The organism is Bradyrhizobium manausense (assembly GCF_018131105.1).
In the GTDB taxonomy this organism is placed as follows: Bacteria; Pseudomonadota; Alphaproteobacteria; order Rhizobiales; family Xanthobacteraceae; genus Bradyrhizobium; species Bradyrhizobium manausense_B.
Map to the genome: position 1 here is coordinate 3,129,020 of NZ_JAFCJI010000001.1, position 17,929 is coordinate 3,146,948.

Here is a 17,929-nt window from a genome sequence, read left to right on the forward strand (position 1 = left end):
CGAGGAGAATACAGCGGCGCCCGGAGGGCGTAAAGTCGGCGCGGAACGAAGACCTCCCATGCCACTTGTGCAGGGTCGAATGGCCGCCATGTTATAGCTCGACCGAGCCCTCCCCCGGAGACGATCCATGCCGCACCCCGCCATCGCCGAAGACAATGTCGCCGTGATCACCGGTGGTGCATCCGGCATCGGATTGGCCGCCGCCATGGCGTTTGCGCGCGCCGGCATGAAAGTGTGCATCGCCGATGTCGACCGGAGACGGCTGGCGGAAGTCGCAACAAAACTGTCATCGATCGCAGGGCCAGCGAATGTGATGACGTCCGCGGTTGACGTCAGCAAGGCCGAGAGCGTGACGGAACTCGAGCACGCCGTGCGCGATCGCTTTGGCGGTACCGACATCCTGATGAACAATGCCGGCATCCAGCCCGGCAGCACGCTGTTCGGCGAGCCCGATAATTGGCAGCGCGTCATCGGCGTCAACATGTGGGGCATCATCAACGGCGCGCGCATCTTCGCACCTCAGATGATCGCGCGCCGCAGGTGCGGCCTCATCATCAACACCGGCTCGAAGCAAGGCATCACCACACCACCCGGCGATCCCGCCTACAACGTATCCAAGGCCGGCGTGAAGGCGTTTACAGAGGCGCTTCAGCACGAGTTGCGCAACACGAAAGACTGCCAGATCAGCGCACATTTGCTGATCCCCGGCTTTGTCTTCACGGGGCTGACAGCCAAGGGCCGCACCGAAAAGCCGGCCGGCGCGTGGACGCCGGAGCAGACCGTGGATTTCATGATCGCGCGGCTCGAGGCCGGCGATTTTTACATTCTCTGCCCGGACAATGATGTGCCCCGCGCCCTCGACGAGAAACGCATGCAATGGGCCGCCGGCGACATCGTCGAAAACCGCCCGCCGCTGTCGCGCTGGCATCCAGGCTACGCGGATGCGTTCGCGAAGTTCGTGAAGGGTGGCTAGGCGATAGCCTAGAGCGTCTCTTGCTTGTGCCCGCAATTCTTGCAGGCGAACTTGACGCGGCTCTGGCCTTTTTCCGCCTGAACCCGGTTTGGCGCGCCGCATTTGCCGCAGACGGCCTCGATACGGGTCGAGCCCTGCTTCACGACGATGGTCTTCTTTTCCATCGATTCGCGGATCAGGCGCTCAGCCTCTTCACGCAGGGATTGTTTCGACAAAGCTCGTCTCCGCCTCTGGAAAGCGCGAGAGCCATATCGCACTTGCGATCGAATCTCAATCGGCAATGCCGGCTCAGACCTCGACAATCACATAGGAGTCTTCGACATGTACCGGAAATGTCTCAGCGACATACGGCCCCTTCTGCAATTCGTCGCCGCGCTCCACCGCAACCGGATAGGACCGGATCTTGAAGCGTTTCGGGTCGAACCAGGACTGGCCGTTACGCATGTCGAATTCCCAGCCATGCCAAGGGCAGCGCAGCATCTCGCCAACGCGTGAGCGCTCATACACGCCGGGCTCGGGCGAAGTCAGCCGCGCCACGCAGGCCGCCTTCTCCAGCGGCGCGCCTTCGTGCGGGCAGCGGTTCAACAGCGCGAAGAACTCGCCGTTGACATGGAACACGACGATATCGCGACCGTCGACATCGACGACCTTGTTGCCGCCGGGCGGAATCTCGCTGGTGCGCGCAACGATATGACGGGCCATGCGCGTCTCAGAACTTGTAGACCGCGCGGGCATTGGTGCTGAAGATCTTCTTCCGCTCAGCCTCGGTCAGCGGCGTCTTGAAGGCGAAGCGCGGGTCGTCGAAATCCCAGTGCGGATAGTCCGACGAAAATAGCAGACGGTCGATGCCGACCCATTCGATCAACGAGCGCAGGTGACGCGCCTCGTCGGGCTCGTCGATCGGCTGGGTCGTGAACCAGAAGCTCTCACGGACATATTCCGATGGCTTGCGCCTGAGATGCGGGACCTCGCTGCGGAATCGCTCGAAATGCTGGTCCATCCGCCAGACCGCAGACGGGATCCAGCCGAAGCCACCCTCGATAAAGACGAATTTCAGCTTTGGAAACCGCTCCGGCACGCCTTCGATCACGAGGCTTGCGAGCTGGGCCGCGATGGTGTGGGCGTTGGACTGGTGTTCCTCGACATAATAAGACGGCCAGCCGCCACCGGTTGGCGCGTGCCCGCCATAGCCGCCAACATGAATGCCGAGCGGCAGGTCGAGCGCCTGGGCGCGCTCGTAGATCGGCCAGTAGCGGCGGCGTCCGAGAGGCTCATTTGCGCGCGGCGAGACGTTGATCTGGATATATTCGCCGATTTTGGCGCAGCGCTCGATCTCGGCGATCGCAAGATCGACCCCATCCTGTCCGACCAGAATTGAAGCCTTCAGGCGCGGATCGCGATGCGACCAGAAGGCCAGCTGCCAGTCGTTGATAGCACGCTGGATCGCCGCGCCGAATTCGAGATTCTGCTGCGAGAAGATGAAGAGATCGAGCACTTGCAGAATGCCGAACTCGACATCGAGCGGATCGAGATGCTGCTTCTGCATAAACGCGAGATCGGAACCGGGCGGCCCGCCGGTCGGCGGCCAGGCATCGCGCCGCGCGATCAGCGGCGAGGAGCGCGGATACGGCGTGGTGAAGAGATAGGGCGTGCGCAGATGGCTGCGGTATTCCTTCAGATGCTGCTGCCATCGCTTCGGCAGGAAGTCGTTGAGATCGTCCGTCGATCTCAGGCTCGGATGCACGTCGCAATCGACGATGCGCAGCCGCGAGGCAGCCGGCTTCTCGTCGTCACGCAGCGGACGGTCGATGACTTCACTCATGCGAACCTCCTGAACTAGTTGAGCGACAGCCGCGGAAACGTCTCCAGCGGATTGTCGACGCACATCTTGTCGATGATGCTCTTCGGCAGATGCGGCGGGATCGGATCGTCACCGTCGAACTGCCAATGCGGATAGTCGGACGCGAACAGGAACATCTTGTCGGAGCCGATCTGGTCGATGATCTCCTCGACGCTTTTGGCATCGCCAGGCGCATCGAACGGTTGCATGGTGACGCGGAAATTGTCGCGGATGATCGCCGCGGGCTCGCGCTCGACCCAGGGCACCTCGACGCGGACGCCGCGCCAGGTCTTGTTGGCGCGCCACATGAAGGCCGGCAGCCAGCTCACGCCGGATTCCATCAGCACGACCTTGAGGTCAGGGTATTTGCCGAACACGCCCTCGTAGATCAGGCTCAATATCTGCGCCTGAAATGCCTGAGCCTCGACGAAATAATACTCGTAGCGGTGCGACGGCCAGCCGGCCGAGCTCGGTGCCTGCCGGTATTGCGTGCCGGCATGGATTGCGAGCGGCAGCTTGTACTTTTCGGCGAGCTGGTAGACCGGCCAGAAGTGGCGCCGGCCCAGCAGCGTCTCGCCTTGCGCCAAGACCAAAATCGAAACGAAGCGATTGTCGCCCGCGCGGCGCTCGATCTCCTCGATCGCCAGATCAGGCGCCTGCATCGGCACGACGATCGAGGCCCGGAGGCGTGGGTCACGCGACAGCCATTCGGCGGCGATCCAGTCGTTGATTGCCTTGCAGAAGTCCGCCGCCATGTAGGAATCGAACACGGCCTGCGCGCCGTAGAGCACGTTGAGAATCGCGTGGCTTGCGCCCAACTGGTCGAAGGCGCCCTTCTGTACCATCGCCAGATCAGAGCCCGGCTTGGCGCCGTTGGATGGCCGCCAGTCGGCGCGGCCCGAGAACGGCATGCTCGGCGGATAGGAGGTAAGATCGAGGCCGTCAATCGCGCGGCTCACCACCTGCTCTTTCCAGTGATCGTTCAGATAAGGCAGCAGCGTCGTGCGCGTGCCACCGACCGCCGGGTGGATATCGCAGTCGATCCGCGTCACCGCCATGGAGCTTCCTCGCACAATCCTTGTTGGCGGCGTTCTTGCCGACCGCCTCGGCAGAGTGCTCCGCCAGGTGCCGACGCGCAAGGGCGCAGGCACGCGCGATCCGTCATGGCTCGGTTGCATTTCGCAGGCGCGATATCAGGTCAGGCGATCATCGCGCGACGTGCAGTATCATCCGCCATGATCAGAAGCCGCTGCACCAGCGCGATCGCAGTCTCGGTGGCGGGATCGGCCGACGTCACGGGAACCGCGAGCGCGAGGATATCGACCGGGTCGGATGAGAGCACCACGAGATGGGTCGCGTTGGCCGCGGCCAGCAGCGACGCCAGCCGCTCCACGGCAGGGTCGATTAGCGGATGGCCCCACGGTGCATCGGCGCGCCGCAGCACGCGGTGGTTCGTGAGACGATTGCGCAACAGAAGCGGATCGTAAGCCGCGAGATCATCCTCGCGATAACGCCTTGCGCTCTCGAACAACGGATGGCGCAGCAATTCCGCGATGAGCTGGTCGCGCGTGGTCGCCGGCGAAATCGCGACTGTGCTCAGCACGCCCGGCGCACGTGATTCGAGGTAGGAGCGCAGAGTATCGGTCATGAGACCGATCGCCAGCACACCTGATACGGCGATGGCGCAGAAGCGCGCGACCTGCGCGGCGTCGACATCAGCGGCAACGAAGGCCGCAGCGAGCCCGAGTAGCGCCGAGCTCACCAGCCGGAGCACGGTGAGCAGCACCGCGTGCCAGCGCGCTTCGCCGCTGCTGCCGGCGATCAGGACTGCGGTGACCACGAGCAGCGCGCCGAGGGCGCCCAGCTTGACCGGCATATCAGGCTTTAGCGCGCTGAAATCGGTAACGATGAAAGGCAGCACGATGACTGCGCCGATGGTCATGCGGTCAATGCCGCGGTTCTCCGAGGCCATCAGCGAAAGACGGTCCCGGCTTGCGAGCAGGATGGCGCAAGCCGCAAAGCCCCCGAGTTGAAACAACGCCAGCGCAACGGCGTAAGGCGTGTCGAAATGCCCGAGGCCCAGGGCGCCGCCGAAGCCGAGCACGACGGCACCGATGATCACCGCAAGCTTGATGGCACGCGGTGCGTGTCGCCGCAGCATGCCCTCGGTCACGATCAATGCGCCGAAAGGAATGGCGGCGGCGGGGATCACAGAGAGGTCATCGAGCAAGCTACTGCCGCTCAGCCACGCCGCGCTTCGTAGCAGGAAGAGCAGCGCGACGATACCGAGCGCAATCAGGAATCGTCCAGTGAGGGGGCTCCGCGCGTCCCGGCGGTGGAGCGCGAGCATCGCAACGACGAGCCCGATGACGCCGCAGACATTGACGATCGTGTTGGCAACCACGGCGGATGTCATCGGCCGCGCTCCTGCCGAGGCCGCAACGTGCCAAAAATCCTGTCATCATCGAGCCAGTGCAAGACCGGCAGTACCAGCCGCTGCAATCCCAGGAGGAGGGAGGCAACCAGCAGGCCGGGCAGCGAGCGGTGCGGAACCTGCTCGAACAGATAGGCGCGCGCAGCGGCGAGATCGATGCGGCCGATCTGGAGAACATCGTCGCCGCGTTCATAGTTCAGCTCACGGGCGCAGAAGTCGGCGTACCGGGAATCGCGATGTTTCGGCGCCTCATCGAACGTCTTCTTCAGCGCATCGGACCCGCCGGTATAGGCAGCCGTGATGACAAAACGGCTCTCGTCGAAACCGGCGTCGTCGCCAACGCCGAACACGCTTCGATGTTGCCGTATGATGCCACGAGCGAGTTGAAGATGCGCAAAACTCTGCCGCGCTTCCGGGCGCGGCGACGGATAAACATCAGAGAAGGTCTCGCTGACCATGCCGACCACGCTTGGCACCTGGGTGACATTGGAGATCCAGCGCGGGCGCAGACCGTCGCGCAGGAAGAGCACCAGCGTGGTCAGGCCGTAGAGCACCCAGGACAACCCCTGCCCGCGCGCATCAGGATCGACCATCACGAGCCCGAGATGGGTCACGTCGGTGGACGCGCCGTCGAGCTCGACCTGCATGACCGACAGCGCGTTGAACGCGATCGGACGTCCGCTGTCTTCCTCGGAGATCAAGGTGACGATCGCGCGGGAGAGACGCTCACGCTCGCCGGAGAAGATGCCGTAGGTCAGTTCGTCCGCCGGAAGCGTCTTGGCCGCGACTGTACGGAGCTGCGCAACCAGATGGTCCAGCTCATCATGCGAAAGCGACAAGCCGGGACTTTCGACGATGCGGGTCACGTGCCCGGGATGGGTGCGTAATGCAAGATCGATGGCCGGCTGCGCAAAAGCCTTGAGCCAGAACGATGCATAACCGGGCAGTCGTCCGGCGACCTCGCGCAGATGTTGCCAGCTTCGTTTGCTCCCAGCCTCTGACATGTCCGCCTGCCCGTGGTCGGAGACGTTTCTCGCGCAAGGCGATTAAAGAGCGATGAGTCTCATTTCGCTCGCCGGTTGCAGGGTAAAGGATATCTTTCGGCCGTCGTGGCAAATGAGCGGAAACGCGGGAGAGCGGCGAATGCTCCTGCATCCGCCGCCCCACTCCGACATGTTCTCCGCTCAAGCGGCCTTGGAGACTTCCATCAGCAACCGCTCGGCCTTGGCGTCCTCGATGCGGTTCACCATCCGGCTGCTTTCGTGATTGTCACGCACAGTTTTGGTCAGGGTGACGCAGGTCTGGATCAGCATCACGATGCCCATGGTGAGGTAGCCCTTCATCCAGAGGTCAATCGGCAGGAAGAAAACGCCGAGGGAAACGAGGAAAGCGGATGCTGCGAAGGACGCATAAGTGAAGGTCACCCAGGCGCCGCTGTGGGGTTGGCCGTTCTGGTTCATGGTTGTCTCCTGTTGGTTTTGATGATGATGAGGTTTGAAATCAGGCAGTCGGTGCGCGCTTGGACTTCAACCGCGCCAAGACATCGTCCGCGGTTGTCTTGAGCCGGGGGCCGAAGCCCTGCTCGGCGAGTTTCTCGGCGGTGGCGAGCGGACCGGTGGCCGCATCGAGTTCGACTAGCGCGTCATCGGCGGCCTGGGCTTCGATCTGACGATCACGCAGGCGCCGCAAGGTGCTCTCGGCTTCCGGCAACGTGGATTCGTAGGGACGGGCTGCCTCGATGCCGCTGCGGCGAAGCGAGCGCACCGCTTCCGAGGCACGGGCGACACGACGACCGCGATCGAGCTCGGTGATACGCGCCTGCGCATTCGCGACATGCCGCTTCAGCCGGGCGATCTCGGTCGCGAACAGCGCGCGTGCCGTCATCGCTGCATCACGATCGGCCTCCAAGCCCGCGATCGCTTCGGCCGCATCCCTGGCGAGATCCTCGCGGCCGCCATCGAGTGCCGAAACCGCGCGGATTTCGAGATCCGCGATGCGGGCGACGGTCGCTTCGAGCCTGCGGCCTTCCTGCTGGTCCTGCGCAATCGCCAGCGCCAGCGTCCGCTTGCTGCGCTCGACGGCAGCGGCCGCATCGCGCATCTGCTGGTCGAGGATCAAAAGGGCAGTGCGGTCCTCCAGCTCCTCGCCGGCGGCGGCCACGCTGCCGCGGAAAAGTGTGACTACGGTCTTGAACATTGGCTGCTCCCTGTTATGAGCATTGCTCACAAACGCTTTGTAGCATATCTTGAGCATCGCTCAAGAAAAATTTGAGCAACGCTCACAATTATGGTTAACGGATGACTAAAGCCTTGGAACGCCGAGAGAAACTTCGGAGCGACCTGATCCTGGCGGCGGAGCAGATGATCGCCACCCGCGGATTGGCTGGCCTGAAAACCCGCGATCTCGCCCGCGAGATCGGTTGCGCCAATGGTGCAGTCTATAATCTCGTCGCTGATGTCGACGAGCTGATCCTGCGGGTCGGCTCGCGCACGCTGCTGCGGCTCGATGCGGCGCTGAGCGCGGCGGAAGGCGCGGACGGGCCTTCCCCGCAGGAGACGCTGGTACGCATCGCGATTGCCTATTGCGATTTCGCCGCGGAAAATCTCGAGCTCTGGCGCGCGCTGTTCGAGCATCGCATGGAAGCCGACAAGATCGTCCCCGACTGGTCGATCGAGGACCAGATGCAGCTGTTCAGGCACATCTATGTGCCGCTCACCGCGCTGTTTCCCAAACGAGGTGCCGAGGAGCTCGGTATCACCGCGCGCAGCCTGTTCTCGGCGGTGCACGGCATGGTGGCGCTCGGACTGGAGCAGAAGCTGGTCGCCGTGCCGCTGCCGGCACTGCGCAAGGAAATCGCGGGCCTCGTGCGCGCGATGATCGACGGATTGATCGCGCGAGCAGCGTGAGCCGGACGACGGTAATCTCTCCGTGTTGCCATCCTTCAATCCGACACGGCCACGGTCGGACTCATCATGCGCCGGGCCGAAAGAGACCGCTCTAGCCGCGCAGCACTCGCGCGGAGCATCGCCGCATCGAGCTTGTCCTGCCGCACCCCGTCGAGCGCGCATCCAAAGATCCGGTAGAATTGCGCACCGTCATAGGCAACCAGCAGCAGATCGACGCCGGCGTTGATGGCCTCGATCACCGCCTTGCAGAGGTCATGCTGGTAGATCGCGCCCATCACGAGGTCGTCGGTCATCACGATGCCCTGGTATTTCCAGGCATCGCGTATGATGCCATCGACGACGCGCTTCGAATGCGAGGCCGCGTGATCGGGATCGACGGCGGTGAGCGTGACATGGCCGACCATGAGCGCGCTGTGTGACTGCGACAGCACTTCGCGAAACGGCAGCCAATCGGTCGCTTCCAGCTCCCTGACCGGTGTGTTGAGGTCGGCGCTGAAATGATGGGTATCCGTGCGCACGCGGCCGATGCCTGGAAAATGCTTGAGCGTTGCGCCGACACCGGACTCTTCGAGTCCACGCACGTAGGCAGTGGCGATCGTGCTGACGACAGCCGGATCGGTGGCAATCGCGCGCTGGCCGATCAACGTGTGGAAATCGAGGCGGTTACGCCGCTGCGGCGGCTTGAGATCGAGCACCGGCGCGAGATTGAGGTTGACGCCAAGGCGAGCGAGCTCGCGACCGTGGATGCGGCCGAACTCTTCCGCCCTGGCCTGCTGGTCGTCAGGCGCAAGTCCGACGAGGGTCGCCAGTGCCGGCACCTTGGTCAGCGGCGGCGAGAGATGCTCGACGATACCTCCCTCCTGGTCCGTAGCAACGATGAGCGGCGGCAGACCGGCGGCGCGCCGCGTGTCCTGAAGCGATGCAATCTCTGCCCGTAGCGCATCGACGCTGCGGCCACGGATGTTGTGGCGGGTGACGTAGATGCCGCCGATCAATCCCTGCCCGGCCAAACGCGCGACCTCGGGAAAGGAGGAATAGCCGACCATGAAGTGCGGCCCGAGCTGGCGCGCTTCGGTCACGCTTGCGCCGAGCACATCGTGCTTGCGCAGTTCGAAGCTGACTTGCGCCACCGCCATCAGCATCGGCGGCAGGCACCAGAGCATGACGAGCAGTTTGCCGGGGAGACTGTGCCAGCGCCCGCGGCGAAGCAGCAGGATAGCAATCGCGATGCTGGCGACGACGAGCGCGATGTTTCCAGCGCCGCGCAGCGGGACCAGATAAGGATCGTTCTTGTTTGCGGCCGCGAATGCAACGAGAGGCGCGGCAGACCAGAGCAGGATGAGGCCGATACGGCGGAGGAATTGCATGATGCATCACGTCCGGGGAGTGGCGGATGCTTCGCACCTATCAAAGCGATTTGCGCTGCGCGAGAGCCAAAGGTGCGCCTGCACGAAATCTGCAAAAGACTCCTGAAACCATGCAGACATTGATCCCGGTTTTTGCACGAGGGCCGTGCAGATTTCGTGGCGCCACCCATCACGAAAGGTCATCTGCACATGACGAGCCTTGCTACGACGATAGCAGCGGACTTCCAGCCGAGCAGGCATTCCTCGATTCCGGCCAAGGTCGGCCTCGCCCTGGCGCTGGCCGCACTCGGCAACTGGTTGTTCTATGGCGAGCGGATCGGGTTATCGTTCTCACTCTTTGCGATCGCGTTGGCCTGCGTGTCGGTGTCGTTCAATCATGCTGCCTTCAATCGCCGACGCGCCGTGATCAGCGCAGCCATCATGGTCGCAGGCCTCGTGCCGGCCATCGAGGAACTCAACACGCTGTCCTTCCTGATCCTCGTCGCCGCATTGCTCGTAGCCCTGCTGATCGCGACCAATCCGGAGACGACCGGCCTCGCGGACAGGCTTCGTGCGCTGCGCAACTTTGTGCTGTTTGGTCCCTTCAGGTTCTTTCTCGAGGCACTCCAGATCTTCAGCATGTCGGCCTTCACCCGCGGCATCGCACTCTGGCTGCTGCCAGCAGCGCTTGGCACCGTTTTCGTCGCACTGTTCGCTGCGGCCAATCCAGTGATCGAGCAGTGGGTGTCCCTGCTCAATCCAAAAGTCATTCTCGACTATGTCAGCATTCCGCGCGTGCTGTTCTGGAGCATGATGCTGGCACTGGTTTGGCCGTTCATCCATGTGCGCTGGCGGCGCAGGAAGGTCGTCACCACAGATGTCGACAATGCCCACGTGCCGCCACCGCTCCCGTCCCTCGTCCCGGCCGAATTCCTCGGGCCGTCGACGATCCTGCGGTCGCTCATCCTGTTCAACCTGCTGTTCGCGGCGCAGTCCGTTCTCGACGGGCTGTACCTCTGGGGCCATGTGGCGCTGCCCGCCAACATGACTTATGCCGCTTACGCTCACCGGGGCGCCTATCCGCTGATCGCAACCACGCTGCTCGCCGCCGCCTTCGTGCTGGTTGCGATGCGCCCGGGCGGTCCGGCCGAGAAGTCGACGGTGATCCGTCCGCTGGTTTATCTCTGGGTGGGGCAGAACGTGCTGCTGGTCGCCTCCTCGATCCTCCGCCTCGACCTTTACGTCGACATTTACATGCTGACCTATTGGCGCATCGCCGCCTTCATCTGGATGGGGCTGGTGGCGTTGGGGTTGATCCTGATCGTCGCCCGTATCGTACTTAGCCGGTCCAACCGGTGGCTTGTCGGCGCCAATCTGTTGGCGTTAACGGTCGTGCTCTATAGCTGCTCGCTGGTGAACTTCGACGCGTTCATTGCAGACTATAATGTTGCCCATAGCCGCGAGATTTCGGGCAAGGGCATGCCGATCGATACCCGCTATCTCGCGCAACTCGGACCGCAGGCCCTACCGGCCATCGAGAGGATGATGCAGATTCGTACCGACAGCGCCCTTGTTGGATGCCACGATCGGCTTATAGAAACTCAACGTCTGGACATGGCCTGGCGTGCCTGGGGCTTTCGGAGCTGGCGGCTGCAACGCAGGCTGGAGGCCGAGGCGAGAGGCCAGGCCAGCAGTCAGCCGGCCGGGTGAGCGGAGAGAGTCTTGGCGCATCGCATTCTCATCGTCGACGACGAGGGCCACATCCGCGAAGTCATCCGCGTTGCGCTGAAGAAGGCCGGCATGGACGTCATCGAGGCGCGCGACGGCAAGGAGGCGCTCAGCCGCTTTGCCGCCGACAAGCCTGATCTGATCGTGCTCGACATCGGCATGCCCGAGTTCGACGGCCTCGATGTCTGCCGCGAGATCCGCAAGACGTCCGACGTCCCCATCCTGTTTCTGTCGGCCCGGGACGATGAGATCGACCGCATTCTCGGCCTCGAGATCGGCGGCGACGACTACGTCACAAAGCCGTTCAGCCCGCGCGAGCTGGTGGCGAGGGTCAATGTCATCCTGCGTCGGCTCGTCCCCCGCAATGGCGAGGCCAAGGCCGGGCCGGGCGCGCTGGCGCAAGGCGGCTTGCTGATCGATCCCGAACAGCATGTCGCAGCCTTCGCCGGCACGCCGCTGAAACTGACCGCGATCGAGTTCGGAATTCTGCGCGCGTTCCTCACCCGCCCGACCTCGGTATTCAACCGCGAGCAACTGATGCGGGCGGCCTATCAGCTCAACATCCAGGTCTCCGACCGCACCATCGACAGTCACATCCGCAACATCCGCGCCAAGCTCGCGGCGCAAAATTGCGAGAACGTGATCGAGACCATCCACGGCGTCGGCTTCAAGCTCGGCCGTTGCGAGAAAGCGGCATGAGCGCCGCACCAGACAAATGGCGGCCGTCGCTCGGACTGGTAATCTTCGCGGTGCTGGCCACCGTCGCCGTGCTGCCGCTGGTCGGCCTGTTCTTCTTCCGCCTCTACGACAATCAGCTGATCCGGCAGACCCAGGCCGAGCTGATCGCGCAGAGCCGCGTGCTGGCGACGATCTACGCGCAGGAGGTCACGGCAAGGCTCGACAGCGGCCTGACGCTCGGCGCCGAGGTAGCGCCCGGCGTGCTGCCCGATCCCGGCGACCAGTTCACGCCGATTCGGCCCGCGCTCGACCTCACTGCCAACGATCTCCTGCGGCGGCGGCCGGATGCGTTGCCTGCGGCCCAGCCGGCACAAACAGCCTATGTCGAGATTGGCGCAAGACTGACGCCGATCATCCGCGAGACGCAGAAGGTAACGCTGGCCGGCTTTCGCATCCTCGATCCGCAGGGCGTGGTGATCGCCGGGCGGCAGGAGGTCGGGCAGTCGCTGGCTCATATCGAGGAGGTGGCCGACGCACTGCATGGGCAGTATCGCGCGACCTTGCGCAACCGCGTGCCGGACAAGCCGCCACCGCCGATCTATTCCTTCAGCCGCGGGCTTGGCGTGCACGTGTTCTCGGCGATGCCCGTCATCGTCAACAACCGCGTCGCAGGCGTGATCTACACCACGCGGACACCAAACAACATCTTTGACCATCTCTACCAGGAGCGGGCCAAGTTCGTGCTGGCCGGGCTTGCCGTGATCCTCGGCACGGTCGCGATTGGGCTCGTGTTCTCCCGCACCATCACGCTGCCGATGCGCGAACTGATCGAGCGCGCCACCAGAATCGGCCGCGGCGATCGCGAGGCGTTCCAGCCGCTGCGGCACTACGGCACGCGCGAGTTCGCCCAGCTCTCGCACAGTTTTCTCGGCATGGCCGAGCAGCTCGCAAGGCGCTCCGACTATATCGCGACATTCTCGGCCCATCTCACCCACGAGCTGAAATCGCCGCTGACCTCGATCAAGGGCGCGGCCGAGCTGTTGCAGGATTCCTTTCAAGGCAAGCCGGAAGGCCTGACGCCATCAGAGCAACGGACGTTCATCGCCAACATCCTCTCCGACACCCAGCGGCTGGAGGCGATGGAGCAGCGGCTGCGCGAGCTCGCCCGTGCCGAAAGCCTGCCACAGAACGAGCGCACCGAGCTTGCGCCCGTCATCGCCGACCTCAGGAGCCTGTTTCCGGCCAGCGCCATCGAGGCCAGCGGCAGCCTCGATCGGGTGATCGGCATGTCCGGCGAGAAGGCGCTGATCGTGCTGTCGCATCTCGCTGACAACGCGATGCGGCACAAGGCAGGGATCATCAGGCTGGAGGCAGTGGACGAGCGGACGACCTTGAGACTGACCGTGAGCAATGACGGCGAGCCGATTTCCGCGCCGAACCGCGACAGGATCTTTGACGCGTTCTTCACGACCCGGCGCGACCAAGGCGGCACCGGCATGGGGCTCGCAATTGCACGTGCGGTGATGGCGAGCCACGGCGGCTCGATCAGGCTCAAGCCGACCGCCGCCGGCGTGGCCTTCGAGCTTCAGTTTCCAGCGGCCTAGATCGCAAACACCCAGGCGGCGACGATGGTGCCGATGGTGACAAGACCGGCGATGGTCCAGCCGGCGGCGTATTCCAGCTCAGGATGACCGGTCGCCCGCATGATCTCTGCCGGATCGGCGGAATGCTTCTCTGCCATGACAGCCTCGCACATTTCTCCCCGCGTCATAGATAAGTCGCAGCACCCGCAATTAGGTTCCATCACGGAAATGCGAGGAATGACGCAGCTTGGTTTGTTCGCCGAACCGGAGGCCGGCCCTGCGGGCCTTCGCCATACTGACAATTTTATCGATGCTGCCACCGAGCAGGAGCTGATCGGCCGCATCGCAGCATTGCCGCTTCAACGCTTCCAGTTCGGCGCCTTCGAGGGCAACCGCCGGGTGGCGTGGTTCGGCTATCGATACGACTATGCGCAGCAGCGGCTGGCCGAGGCCGGTGCGATCCCGGACTGGGTGCAGCCCATCGCGCGACAGGCCGAGGCATGGGCCGGCCTGACCGATGGCAGCGTGCGGCAGGTGCTTTGCACTGAATATGACGCCGGCGTCGGCATCGGCTGGCATCGCGACAAGCCGCACTTCGACAAGGTCTTCGGCCTGTCGCTGGGTTCGGCCTGCAAATTCCGCTTCCGCCGCCGCAGCGGCGACACATGGCAGCGCCACACGCTCGAAGCCCTGCCGCGCTCGCTCTACCTGATGGACGGCGAGGCGCGATCGCAATGGGAGCACAGCATCCCGCCGGTCGAGGCGCGCCGCTATTCCATCACCTTCCGGACGATGAAGCGGACCTGACCAACCAAAACCGCGAAAACAACCCCATGCACAGTAGAACGCCCTATCACGCTTGAGGCGGGGTGGCGCGCGACATCAGTCTGACACAGCGGTGCAAAACGCCCGCTCCGCGCAATCGGCGCGCGGATGGCACCTTGCGTTCCAAATCACCTTGCATGCTAGATTGGCCGCACACCGTTCCGGCAGGAGGGAAGCATGGCCGACAACAAGGCAAAGCGAGGCGGAGCCGATCGCGCCCTGATTGCGCTCACCGAGAAGTATGAAGTCGCCTACTGGTCGAAGAAATTCAAGATCACTCCGGCCAAGCTGAAATACGCCGTCAAGAAGGTCGGCCACTCCGCGCGGAAGGTCGAGGAATACATCAAGCTGCAGAAGCACCGCGCCGCCGACAAGAGCCGGATCGCGCTCAGCGAGCCGTACGAGGTCCGCTACTGGTCGAAGAAATTCAAGATCACGCCGGCCAAGCTGAGGCTCGTCGTGGGGGCCGCCGGCCATTCCTCCAGGAAGGTCGAGGCCTATCTCGCGGCACAGAAGGCAGCGAAGAAGAAAAAGGCCAAAAAGACGACGAAGAAGGCCACCAGGAAGGTCGCTGCGCGCAAGAAAGCCGCCTGAGACGCCGCTCTCCCGGCGAGCGCACCCGGCCGTTCAACGGCCGGGTGGCCTGATCCGCATCAATGCCCCATGCCGGGCTCCACCTTGCCGTCGAAAATTTCCGTGTTTGGCTGTCCTTCGACATGCAGGATGCCCGCGAGCCCCCGCTCGGCCCGCGCCAGTGCGTGGTCAACGAGGGTGTAGTTGCCGGGATAGTCGACCTTGAACTCGGTGATGACAGCGCCGCCCGCAGGAACCGATACGGTCTGGATACCCCGCAACGGCTCGCTGGTCGCGCCGCCGAGGTTATAGACCTTGTCGAAGATCTCTCCGATCACATGAAATGAGGAGGTGAAGTTCGGACCACCGACGCCAAAGAAGATGCGGACGGTCTCGCCCACCTTCGCCTGAAGCGGATGGAAGGTGGACAATGCGCCGACCGATCCGTTGAACACAAAGTATTCCGGACGTTCGTTCAGCAGCTTCTCGACGTTGAACTCCTGGCTGCCGTGCTGGCCGAATGCCCCATCGGTGTAGATCTCTCCCTGCATCACGTAATATTCGTGATCGACCGGCGGCAGACCGCCCTCCGGTTCGACCAGGATCATCCCGTACATGCCGTTGGCGATGTGGTGGGCCACCATCGGCGTGGCGCAGTGATAGACGAACAGGCCCGGGGTCAGCGCCTTGAACCTGAAGCTCTTCTCGTCGCCCGGATTGGTCTGGGTCGAGGCGGCGCCGCCGCCCGGACCGGTGGCCGCGTGGAAATCGACCGAGTGCAGCATCGAGCTGCTGTCGGAGTTTTTCAGGTGCACCTCGACCGTGTCGCCGACCCGCACACGCAGCATTGGACCCGGGACCTTTCCATTGAAGGTCCAGTAACCAAACGTGGTCCCCTCCGCGAGACGCGCTTCGAGTTCGACGGTGACGAGGTCGACGCGCACGGTCTGGGGAGCTCGATTGCCGACCGGCGGCGGCACGTCACTTGGTTTCTGCGAAATATCGGCCTCCACCACGGTCTGCGGCGGTGGCTGAGGCGTCACCAGGAATTTTCCTTCCATGCCCGAGAGACGGTGTCCGGGCACGCTGCAGAAATACGCGTAGTCGCCGGCCTTGGCGGCGGGAAACGCGATGCTGGTGCTCGCGCCCTTCCCGACGATGTGCGCCGAGCTTCCTGCAGGCCCCTGATTGTCAAAAACGACGTCATGCTCGGCGCCCTCGCCGTTGATCAGCGTCACCTGAACGACCTGGCCTTCGGCTGCGGACAGCACGGGGTTGACCTGCTCGTCGATCGTGCCACCGACACCGATGAACACCATGCGACCTTCCGCGATTCCGGTGCGGAGCGTGTAGCGCAATCCCGGCAGATAGCTTGCTCCCGGAACCGCCGCCGAGGCCGAAGGTACCGGTTCGTTCGTCGGCGACACCGGGGCCTGCGCATTCTGCCCTGCCGGTGCAGGCGTGGCCGCCGCCCCGCCCGATTTCGAGGTTTGGGTCAGCAAAGCGATCACGGCGTTGCGTTCGCGCTCCGTCTTCAATCCAGGAAACGGCATCTTGTTGCCGGGCACGACCTTTTGCGGATCGGTGAGATAGGCATCCAGCGTCGCCGCATCCCAGACCAGGTTGCTGGCCTTCATGGCGGGCGAGAAATTATATCCCGGCGCATCGCCAGCCTTCTCGCCGACGATCCTGGCGAGCGAAGGCCCAACCCCGTTCTTGCCTGCATCGAGCGAATGGCAGGCCTGGCACTTCCTGAACACCTGGCGACCTTCTGCGACATCGCCTGTCATCGCGGGCTGAGACACCGCGGCGGGTATGACCTTTGCGCTGGCCGGCGGTGCCGGTGCGTGATCGTGCACCATCGGTGCAGCCGGCGGCGCCATTTGAGCCGTATGAACCGGTGACGGCACCGGAGCCGGCAGTGGTGCAGGCGCAGCCGCAGACGTCTGGTCCGTCCGCGCCGCGGGAGCAGCAGCAGCAACCTTGGCCTTTGCGTCGGAGGCTTGCTTGCTGTCCGGCGTTGCGGCCGGGGCATGCGAGGCCGCCGGCTTGGGCTTGTCATCCTGCCTGGCAGCGGCGACCGCAACTGGCGCCGGCGGCGCCGGGACCGACTGGAACATGGCGGCGACACCGATCACGACCGCAATGACTGCAAGGCCGACGATCAGAACCCCCCATTGCTGAAAAATCTCCCGAATCCATCGCGCCATGTCACTCGCCCCTATTGGGCCGGCTGTCGGCGCAAGCAGTCCGCCACCGGCCGATGCGTCGTGGGATAGATTCGTCCCTCAGTCGTTCAACACTGTCCAAGCACTCGCGACAGCACGCCACCTGCTGAAGCCAGCTCCGGCCGCACGAACCATCGGGCGCTGCGAACTTTTTGTATTTGATCTGGATCAAGCTCCAGTGCGCTCCTGTCGTCTTGACCGGCCCCTTCACAGAAGCCGCGAATGGTGCCTTCCCCCGGATGGGACATCTGTCATAGGCTCAGCGCGCCCCGCGGCTGCGAAGCCGTGACCAGAGAGACAACCATGAAGCTTTCGATGTCGGCCTGCCTCGCCGGTGCCATGCTTGTGGCCGGCGCCACTCATGTCGCGGCTGCCTCCGCCACGCCCGCAAAAGTCTCGGGCTCGACCGCGCTGGCGCTCGCGGGCGTGATCGCACCGCTGTCGCCGATCCTCTCGGGCGCCGAGAAGAAGGCGGTGGCGATGCTGTTCGCCGCCAACGCCGACATTCCCTACAAGAAGCCGGTCGTGGTGACCGCGGACAGAATCGTCTGCCGTACCAGCAATGTCGACATCACGTTACGCAACTGCGAGGTCACCTTCGGCAAGAAGGTCAAGACGGTGAACGGCTCCACGGCCAACGAGATCTTCACAACCGAGGCCCTGGCGGGCATTCCGCCCGATGGCGCGGCGGGATCGAACTTCGAAAGCCTGAGCAAGCTGAGTTGCACGATCGATCCCAACGCCATCAGGCAGAAGGACGGCAGCGGGGCGGATTGCACGTTCCAGCCGGCAAATTGAACTGAAATCGACAGACC

Annotated in this window: 19 protein-coding genes; 8 read left to right on the plus strand and 11 right to left on the minus strand. The window is 63.8% G+C overall.

Going from position 1 to position 17,929, the window contains the following annotated elements; translation table 11 throughout:
* The first annotated feature begins 127 nt into the window (after positions 1-127).
* On the plus strand, positions 128-973 hold the full coding sequence (locus JQ631_RS14975) for an SDR family NAD(P)-dependent oxidoreductase (RefSeq protein ID WP_212327254.1): 846 nt from the start codon (positions 128-130) through the stop codon (positions 971-973).
* Positions 974-981: 8 nt separating this feature from the next.
* Here JQ631_RS14975 and JQ631_RS14980 read toward each other — a convergent pair whose 3' ends face one another.
* The 8 genes from JQ631_RS14980 to JQ631_RS15015 all read right to left on the minus strand — a co-directional run bounded on the left by JQ631_RS14980 (position 982) and on the right by JQ631_RS15015 (position 7,443).
* Positions 982-1,188: a hypothetical protein gene (locus JQ631_RS14980; RefSeq protein ID WP_212327255.1), complete on the minus strand. Its 207-nt coding sequence runs from the start codon at positions 1,186-1,188 to the stop codon at positions 982-984.
* 73 nt (positions 1,189-1,261) lie between these two features.
* Positions 1,262-1,675, minus strand: coding sequence for a Rieske (2Fe-2S) protein (locus tag JQ631_RS14985; RefSeq protein ID WP_212327256.1), 414 nt, complete (start codon positions 1,673-1,675; stop codon positions 1,262-1,264).
* 7 nt (positions 1,676-1,682) lie between these two features.
* Positions 1,683-2,795: an amidohydrolase family protein gene (locus JQ631_RS14990; protein ID WP_212327257.1), complete on the minus strand. Its 1,113-nt coding sequence runs from the start codon at positions 2,793-2,795 to the stop codon at positions 1,683-1,685.
* A 14-nt stretch (positions 2,796-2,809) separates the two neighbouring features.
* Positions 2,810-3,871 carry an amidohydrolase family protein gene (locus JQ631_RS14995; protein WP_212327258.1) on the minus strand — a complete coding sequence of 354 codons (1,062 nt, stop codon included), beginning with the start codon at positions 3,869-3,871 and terminating at the stop codon, positions 2,810-2,812.
* Between the two features lie 140 nt (positions 3,872-4,011).
* The gene (locus JQ631_RS15000; protein ID WP_212327260.1) at positions 4,012-5,229 is read right to left on the minus strand and encodes a hypothetical protein; all 1,218 of its coding nucleotides are present in this window, start codon (positions 5,227-5,229) and stop codon (positions 4,012-4,014) included.
* Complete coding sequence (locus JQ631_RS15005; protein ID WP_212327262.1) at positions 5,226-6,251, minus strand: hypothetical protein; 1,026 nt, start codon at positions 6,249-6,251, stop codon at positions 5,226-5,228. Before JQ631_RS15005 ends, JQ631_RS15000 begins: the two co-directional genes overlap by 4 nt.
* Positions 6,252-6,431: 180 nt before the next feature.
* Positions 6,432-6,707 carry a YiaA/YiaB family inner membrane protein gene (locus JQ631_RS15010; RefSeq protein WP_212327264.1) on the minus strand — a complete coding sequence of 92 codons (276 nt, stop codon included), beginning with the start codon at positions 6,705-6,707 and terminating at the stop codon, positions 6,432-6,434.
* A gap of 40 nt (positions 6,708-6,747) precedes the next feature.
* A complete protein-coding gene (locus JQ631_RS15015; protein ID WP_212327266.1) occupies positions 6,748-7,443 on the minus strand; it encodes a PspA/IM30 family protein in 696 nt (231 codons plus the stop codon).
* 101 nt (positions 7,444-7,544) lie between these two features.
* Here JQ631_RS15015 and JQ631_RS15020 point away from each other — a divergent pair, with 101 nt between their 5' ends.
* On the plus strand, positions 7,545-8,153 hold the full coding sequence (locus JQ631_RS15020) for a TetR/AcrR family transcriptional regulator (protein WP_212327268.1): 609 nt from the start codon (positions 7,545-7,547) through the stop codon (positions 8,151-8,153).
* Between the two features lie 35 nt (positions 8,154-8,188).
* Here JQ631_RS15020 and JQ631_RS15025 read toward each other — a convergent pair whose 3' ends face one another.
* Positions 8,189-9,520: a glycoside hydrolase family 3 N-terminal domain-containing protein gene (locus tag JQ631_RS15025; RefSeq protein ID WP_212327270.1), complete on the minus strand. Its 1,332-nt coding sequence runs from the start codon at positions 9,518-9,520 to the stop codon at positions 8,189-8,191.
* 189 nt (positions 9,521-9,709) lie between these two features.
* Between JQ631_RS15025 and JQ631_RS15030 the strand changes: the two genes are divergently transcribed.
* The 3 genes from JQ631_RS15030 to JQ631_RS15040 are packed head-to-tail and all read left to right on the plus strand — an operon-like array spanning position 9,710 to position 13,509.
* Entirely contained in the window at positions 9,710-11,209 is a 1,500-nt protein-coding gene (locus tag JQ631_RS15030) for a DUF4153 domain-containing protein (RefSeq protein WP_212327272.1), read from the plus strand.
* Between the two features lie 12 nt (positions 11,210-11,221).
* Entirely contained in the window at positions 11,222-11,926 is a 705-nt protein-coding gene (locus JQ631_RS15035; protein ID WP_212327274.1) for a response regulator, read from the plus strand.
* Positions 11,923-13,509, plus strand: a complete 1,587-nt coding sequence (locus tag JQ631_RS15040) for an ATP-binding protein (RefSeq protein ID WP_212327276.1) — start codon at positions 11,923-11,925, stop codon at positions 13,507-13,509. Before JQ631_RS15035 ends, JQ631_RS15040 begins: the two co-directional genes overlap by 4 nt.
* Here JQ631_RS15040 and JQ631_RS15045 read toward each other — a convergent pair.
* On the minus strand, positions 13,506-13,646 hold the full coding sequence (locus JQ631_RS15045) for a hypothetical protein (protein WP_212327277.1): 141 nt from the start codon (positions 13,644-13,646) through the stop codon (positions 13,506-13,508). The genes JQ631_RS15040 and JQ631_RS15045 overlap by 4 nt on opposite strands.
* 79 nt (positions 13,647-13,725) lie before the next feature.
* Here JQ631_RS15045 and JQ631_RS15050 point away from each other — a divergent pair, with 79 nt between their 5' ends.
* Positions 13,726-14,295, plus strand: coding sequence for an alpha-ketoglutarate-dependent dioxygenase AlkB (locus tag JQ631_RS15050; RefSeq protein ID WP_212328606.1), 570 nt, complete (start codon positions 13,726-13,728; stop codon positions 14,293-14,295).
* 195 nt (positions 14,296-14,490) lie between these two features.
* Positions 14,491-14,907 carry a DUF3606 domain-containing protein gene (locus JQ631_RS15055; protein WP_212327279.1) on the plus strand — a complete coding sequence of 139 codons (417 nt, stop codon included), beginning with the start codon at positions 14,491-14,493 and terminating at the stop codon, positions 14,905-14,907.
* A gap of 59 nt (positions 14,908-14,966) precedes the next feature.
* On the opposite strand, the gene nirK is transcribed toward JQ631_RS15055, so the two are convergent.
* On the minus strand, positions 14,967-17,096 hold the full coding sequence (gene nirK, locus JQ631_RS15060) for a copper-containing nitrite reductase (RefSeq protein WP_212327281.1): 2,130 nt from the start codon (positions 17,094-17,096) through the stop codon (positions 14,967-14,969).
* Between the two features lie 333 nt (positions 17,097-17,429).
* Here nirK and JQ631_RS15065 point away from each other — a divergent pair, with 333 nt between their 5' ends.
* The gene (locus JQ631_RS15065) at positions 17,430-17,912 is read left to right on the plus strand and encodes a hypothetical protein (protein ID WP_212328607.1); all 483 of its coding nucleotides are present in this window, start codon (positions 17,430-17,432) and stop codon (positions 17,910-17,912) included.
* The last annotated feature ends 17 nt before the right edge of the window (positions 17,913-17,929 follow it).

Coding starts and splice junctions, on each gene's coding strand:
- JQ631_RS14975 (WP_212327254.1), top strand. CDS start 128: ATGCCGCACCCCGCCATCGCCGAAGACAATGTCGCCGTGATCACCGGT.
- JQ631_RS14985 (WP_212327256.1), bottom strand. CDS start 1,675: ATGGCCCGTCATATCGTTGCGCGCACCAGCGAGATTCCGCCCGGCGGC.
- JQ631_RS14990 (WP_212327257.1), bottom strand. CDS start 2,795: ATGAGTGAAGTCATCGACCGTCCGCTGCGTGACGACGAGAAGCCGGCT.
- JQ631_RS14995 (WP_212327258.1), bottom strand. CDS start 3,871: ATGGCGGTGACGCGGATCGACTGCGATATCCACCCGGCGGTCGGTGGC.
- JQ631_RS15000 (WP_212327260.1), bottom strand. CDS start 5,229: ATGACATCCGCCGTGGTTGCCAACACGATCGTCAATGTCTGCGGCGTC.
- JQ631_RS15005 (WP_212327262.1), bottom strand. CDS start 6,251: ATGTCAGAGGCTGGGAGCAAACGAAGCTGGCAACATCTGCGCGAGGTC.
- JQ631_RS15010 (WP_212327264.1), bottom strand. CDS start 6,707: ATGAACCAGAACGGCCAACCCCACAGCGGCGCCTGGGTGACCTTCACT.
- JQ631_RS15015 (WP_212327266.1), bottom strand. CDS start 7,443: ATGTTCAAGACCGTAGTCACACTTTTCCGCGGCAGCGTGGCCGCCGCC.
- JQ631_RS15020 (WP_212327268.1), top strand. CDS start 7,545: ATGACTAAAGCCTTGGAACGCCGAGAGAAACTTCGGAGCGACCTGATC.
- JQ631_RS15025 (WP_212327270.1), bottom strand. CDS start 9,520: ATGCAATTCCTCCGCCGTATCGGCCTCATCCTGCTCTGGTCTGCCGCG.
- JQ631_RS15030 (WP_212327272.1), top strand. CDS start 9,710: ATGACGAGCCTTGCTACGACGATAGCAGCGGACTTCCAGCCGAGCAGG.
- JQ631_RS15040 (WP_212327276.1), top strand. CDS start 11,923: ATGAGCGCCGCACCAGACAAATGGCGGCCGTCGCTCGGACTGGTAATC.
- JQ631_RS15045 (WP_212327277.1), bottom strand. CDS start 13,646: ATGGCAGAGAAGCATTCCGCCGATCCGGCAGAGATCATGCGGGCGACC.
- JQ631_RS15050 (WP_212328606.1), top strand. CDS start 13,726: ATGACGCAGCTTGGTTTGTTCGCCGAACCGGAGGCCGGCCCTGCGGGC.
- JQ631_RS15055 (WP_212327279.1), top strand. CDS start 14,491: ATGGCCGACAACAAGGCAAAGCGAGGCGGAGCCGATCGCGCCCTGATT.
- nirK (WP_212327281.1), bottom strand. CDS start 17,096: ATGGCGCGATGGATTCGGGAGATTTTTCAGCAATGGGGGGTTCTGATC.
- JQ631_RS15065 (WP_212328607.1), top strand. CDS start 17,430: ATGTCGGCCTGCCTCGCCGGTGCCATGCTTGTGGCCGGCGCCACTCAT.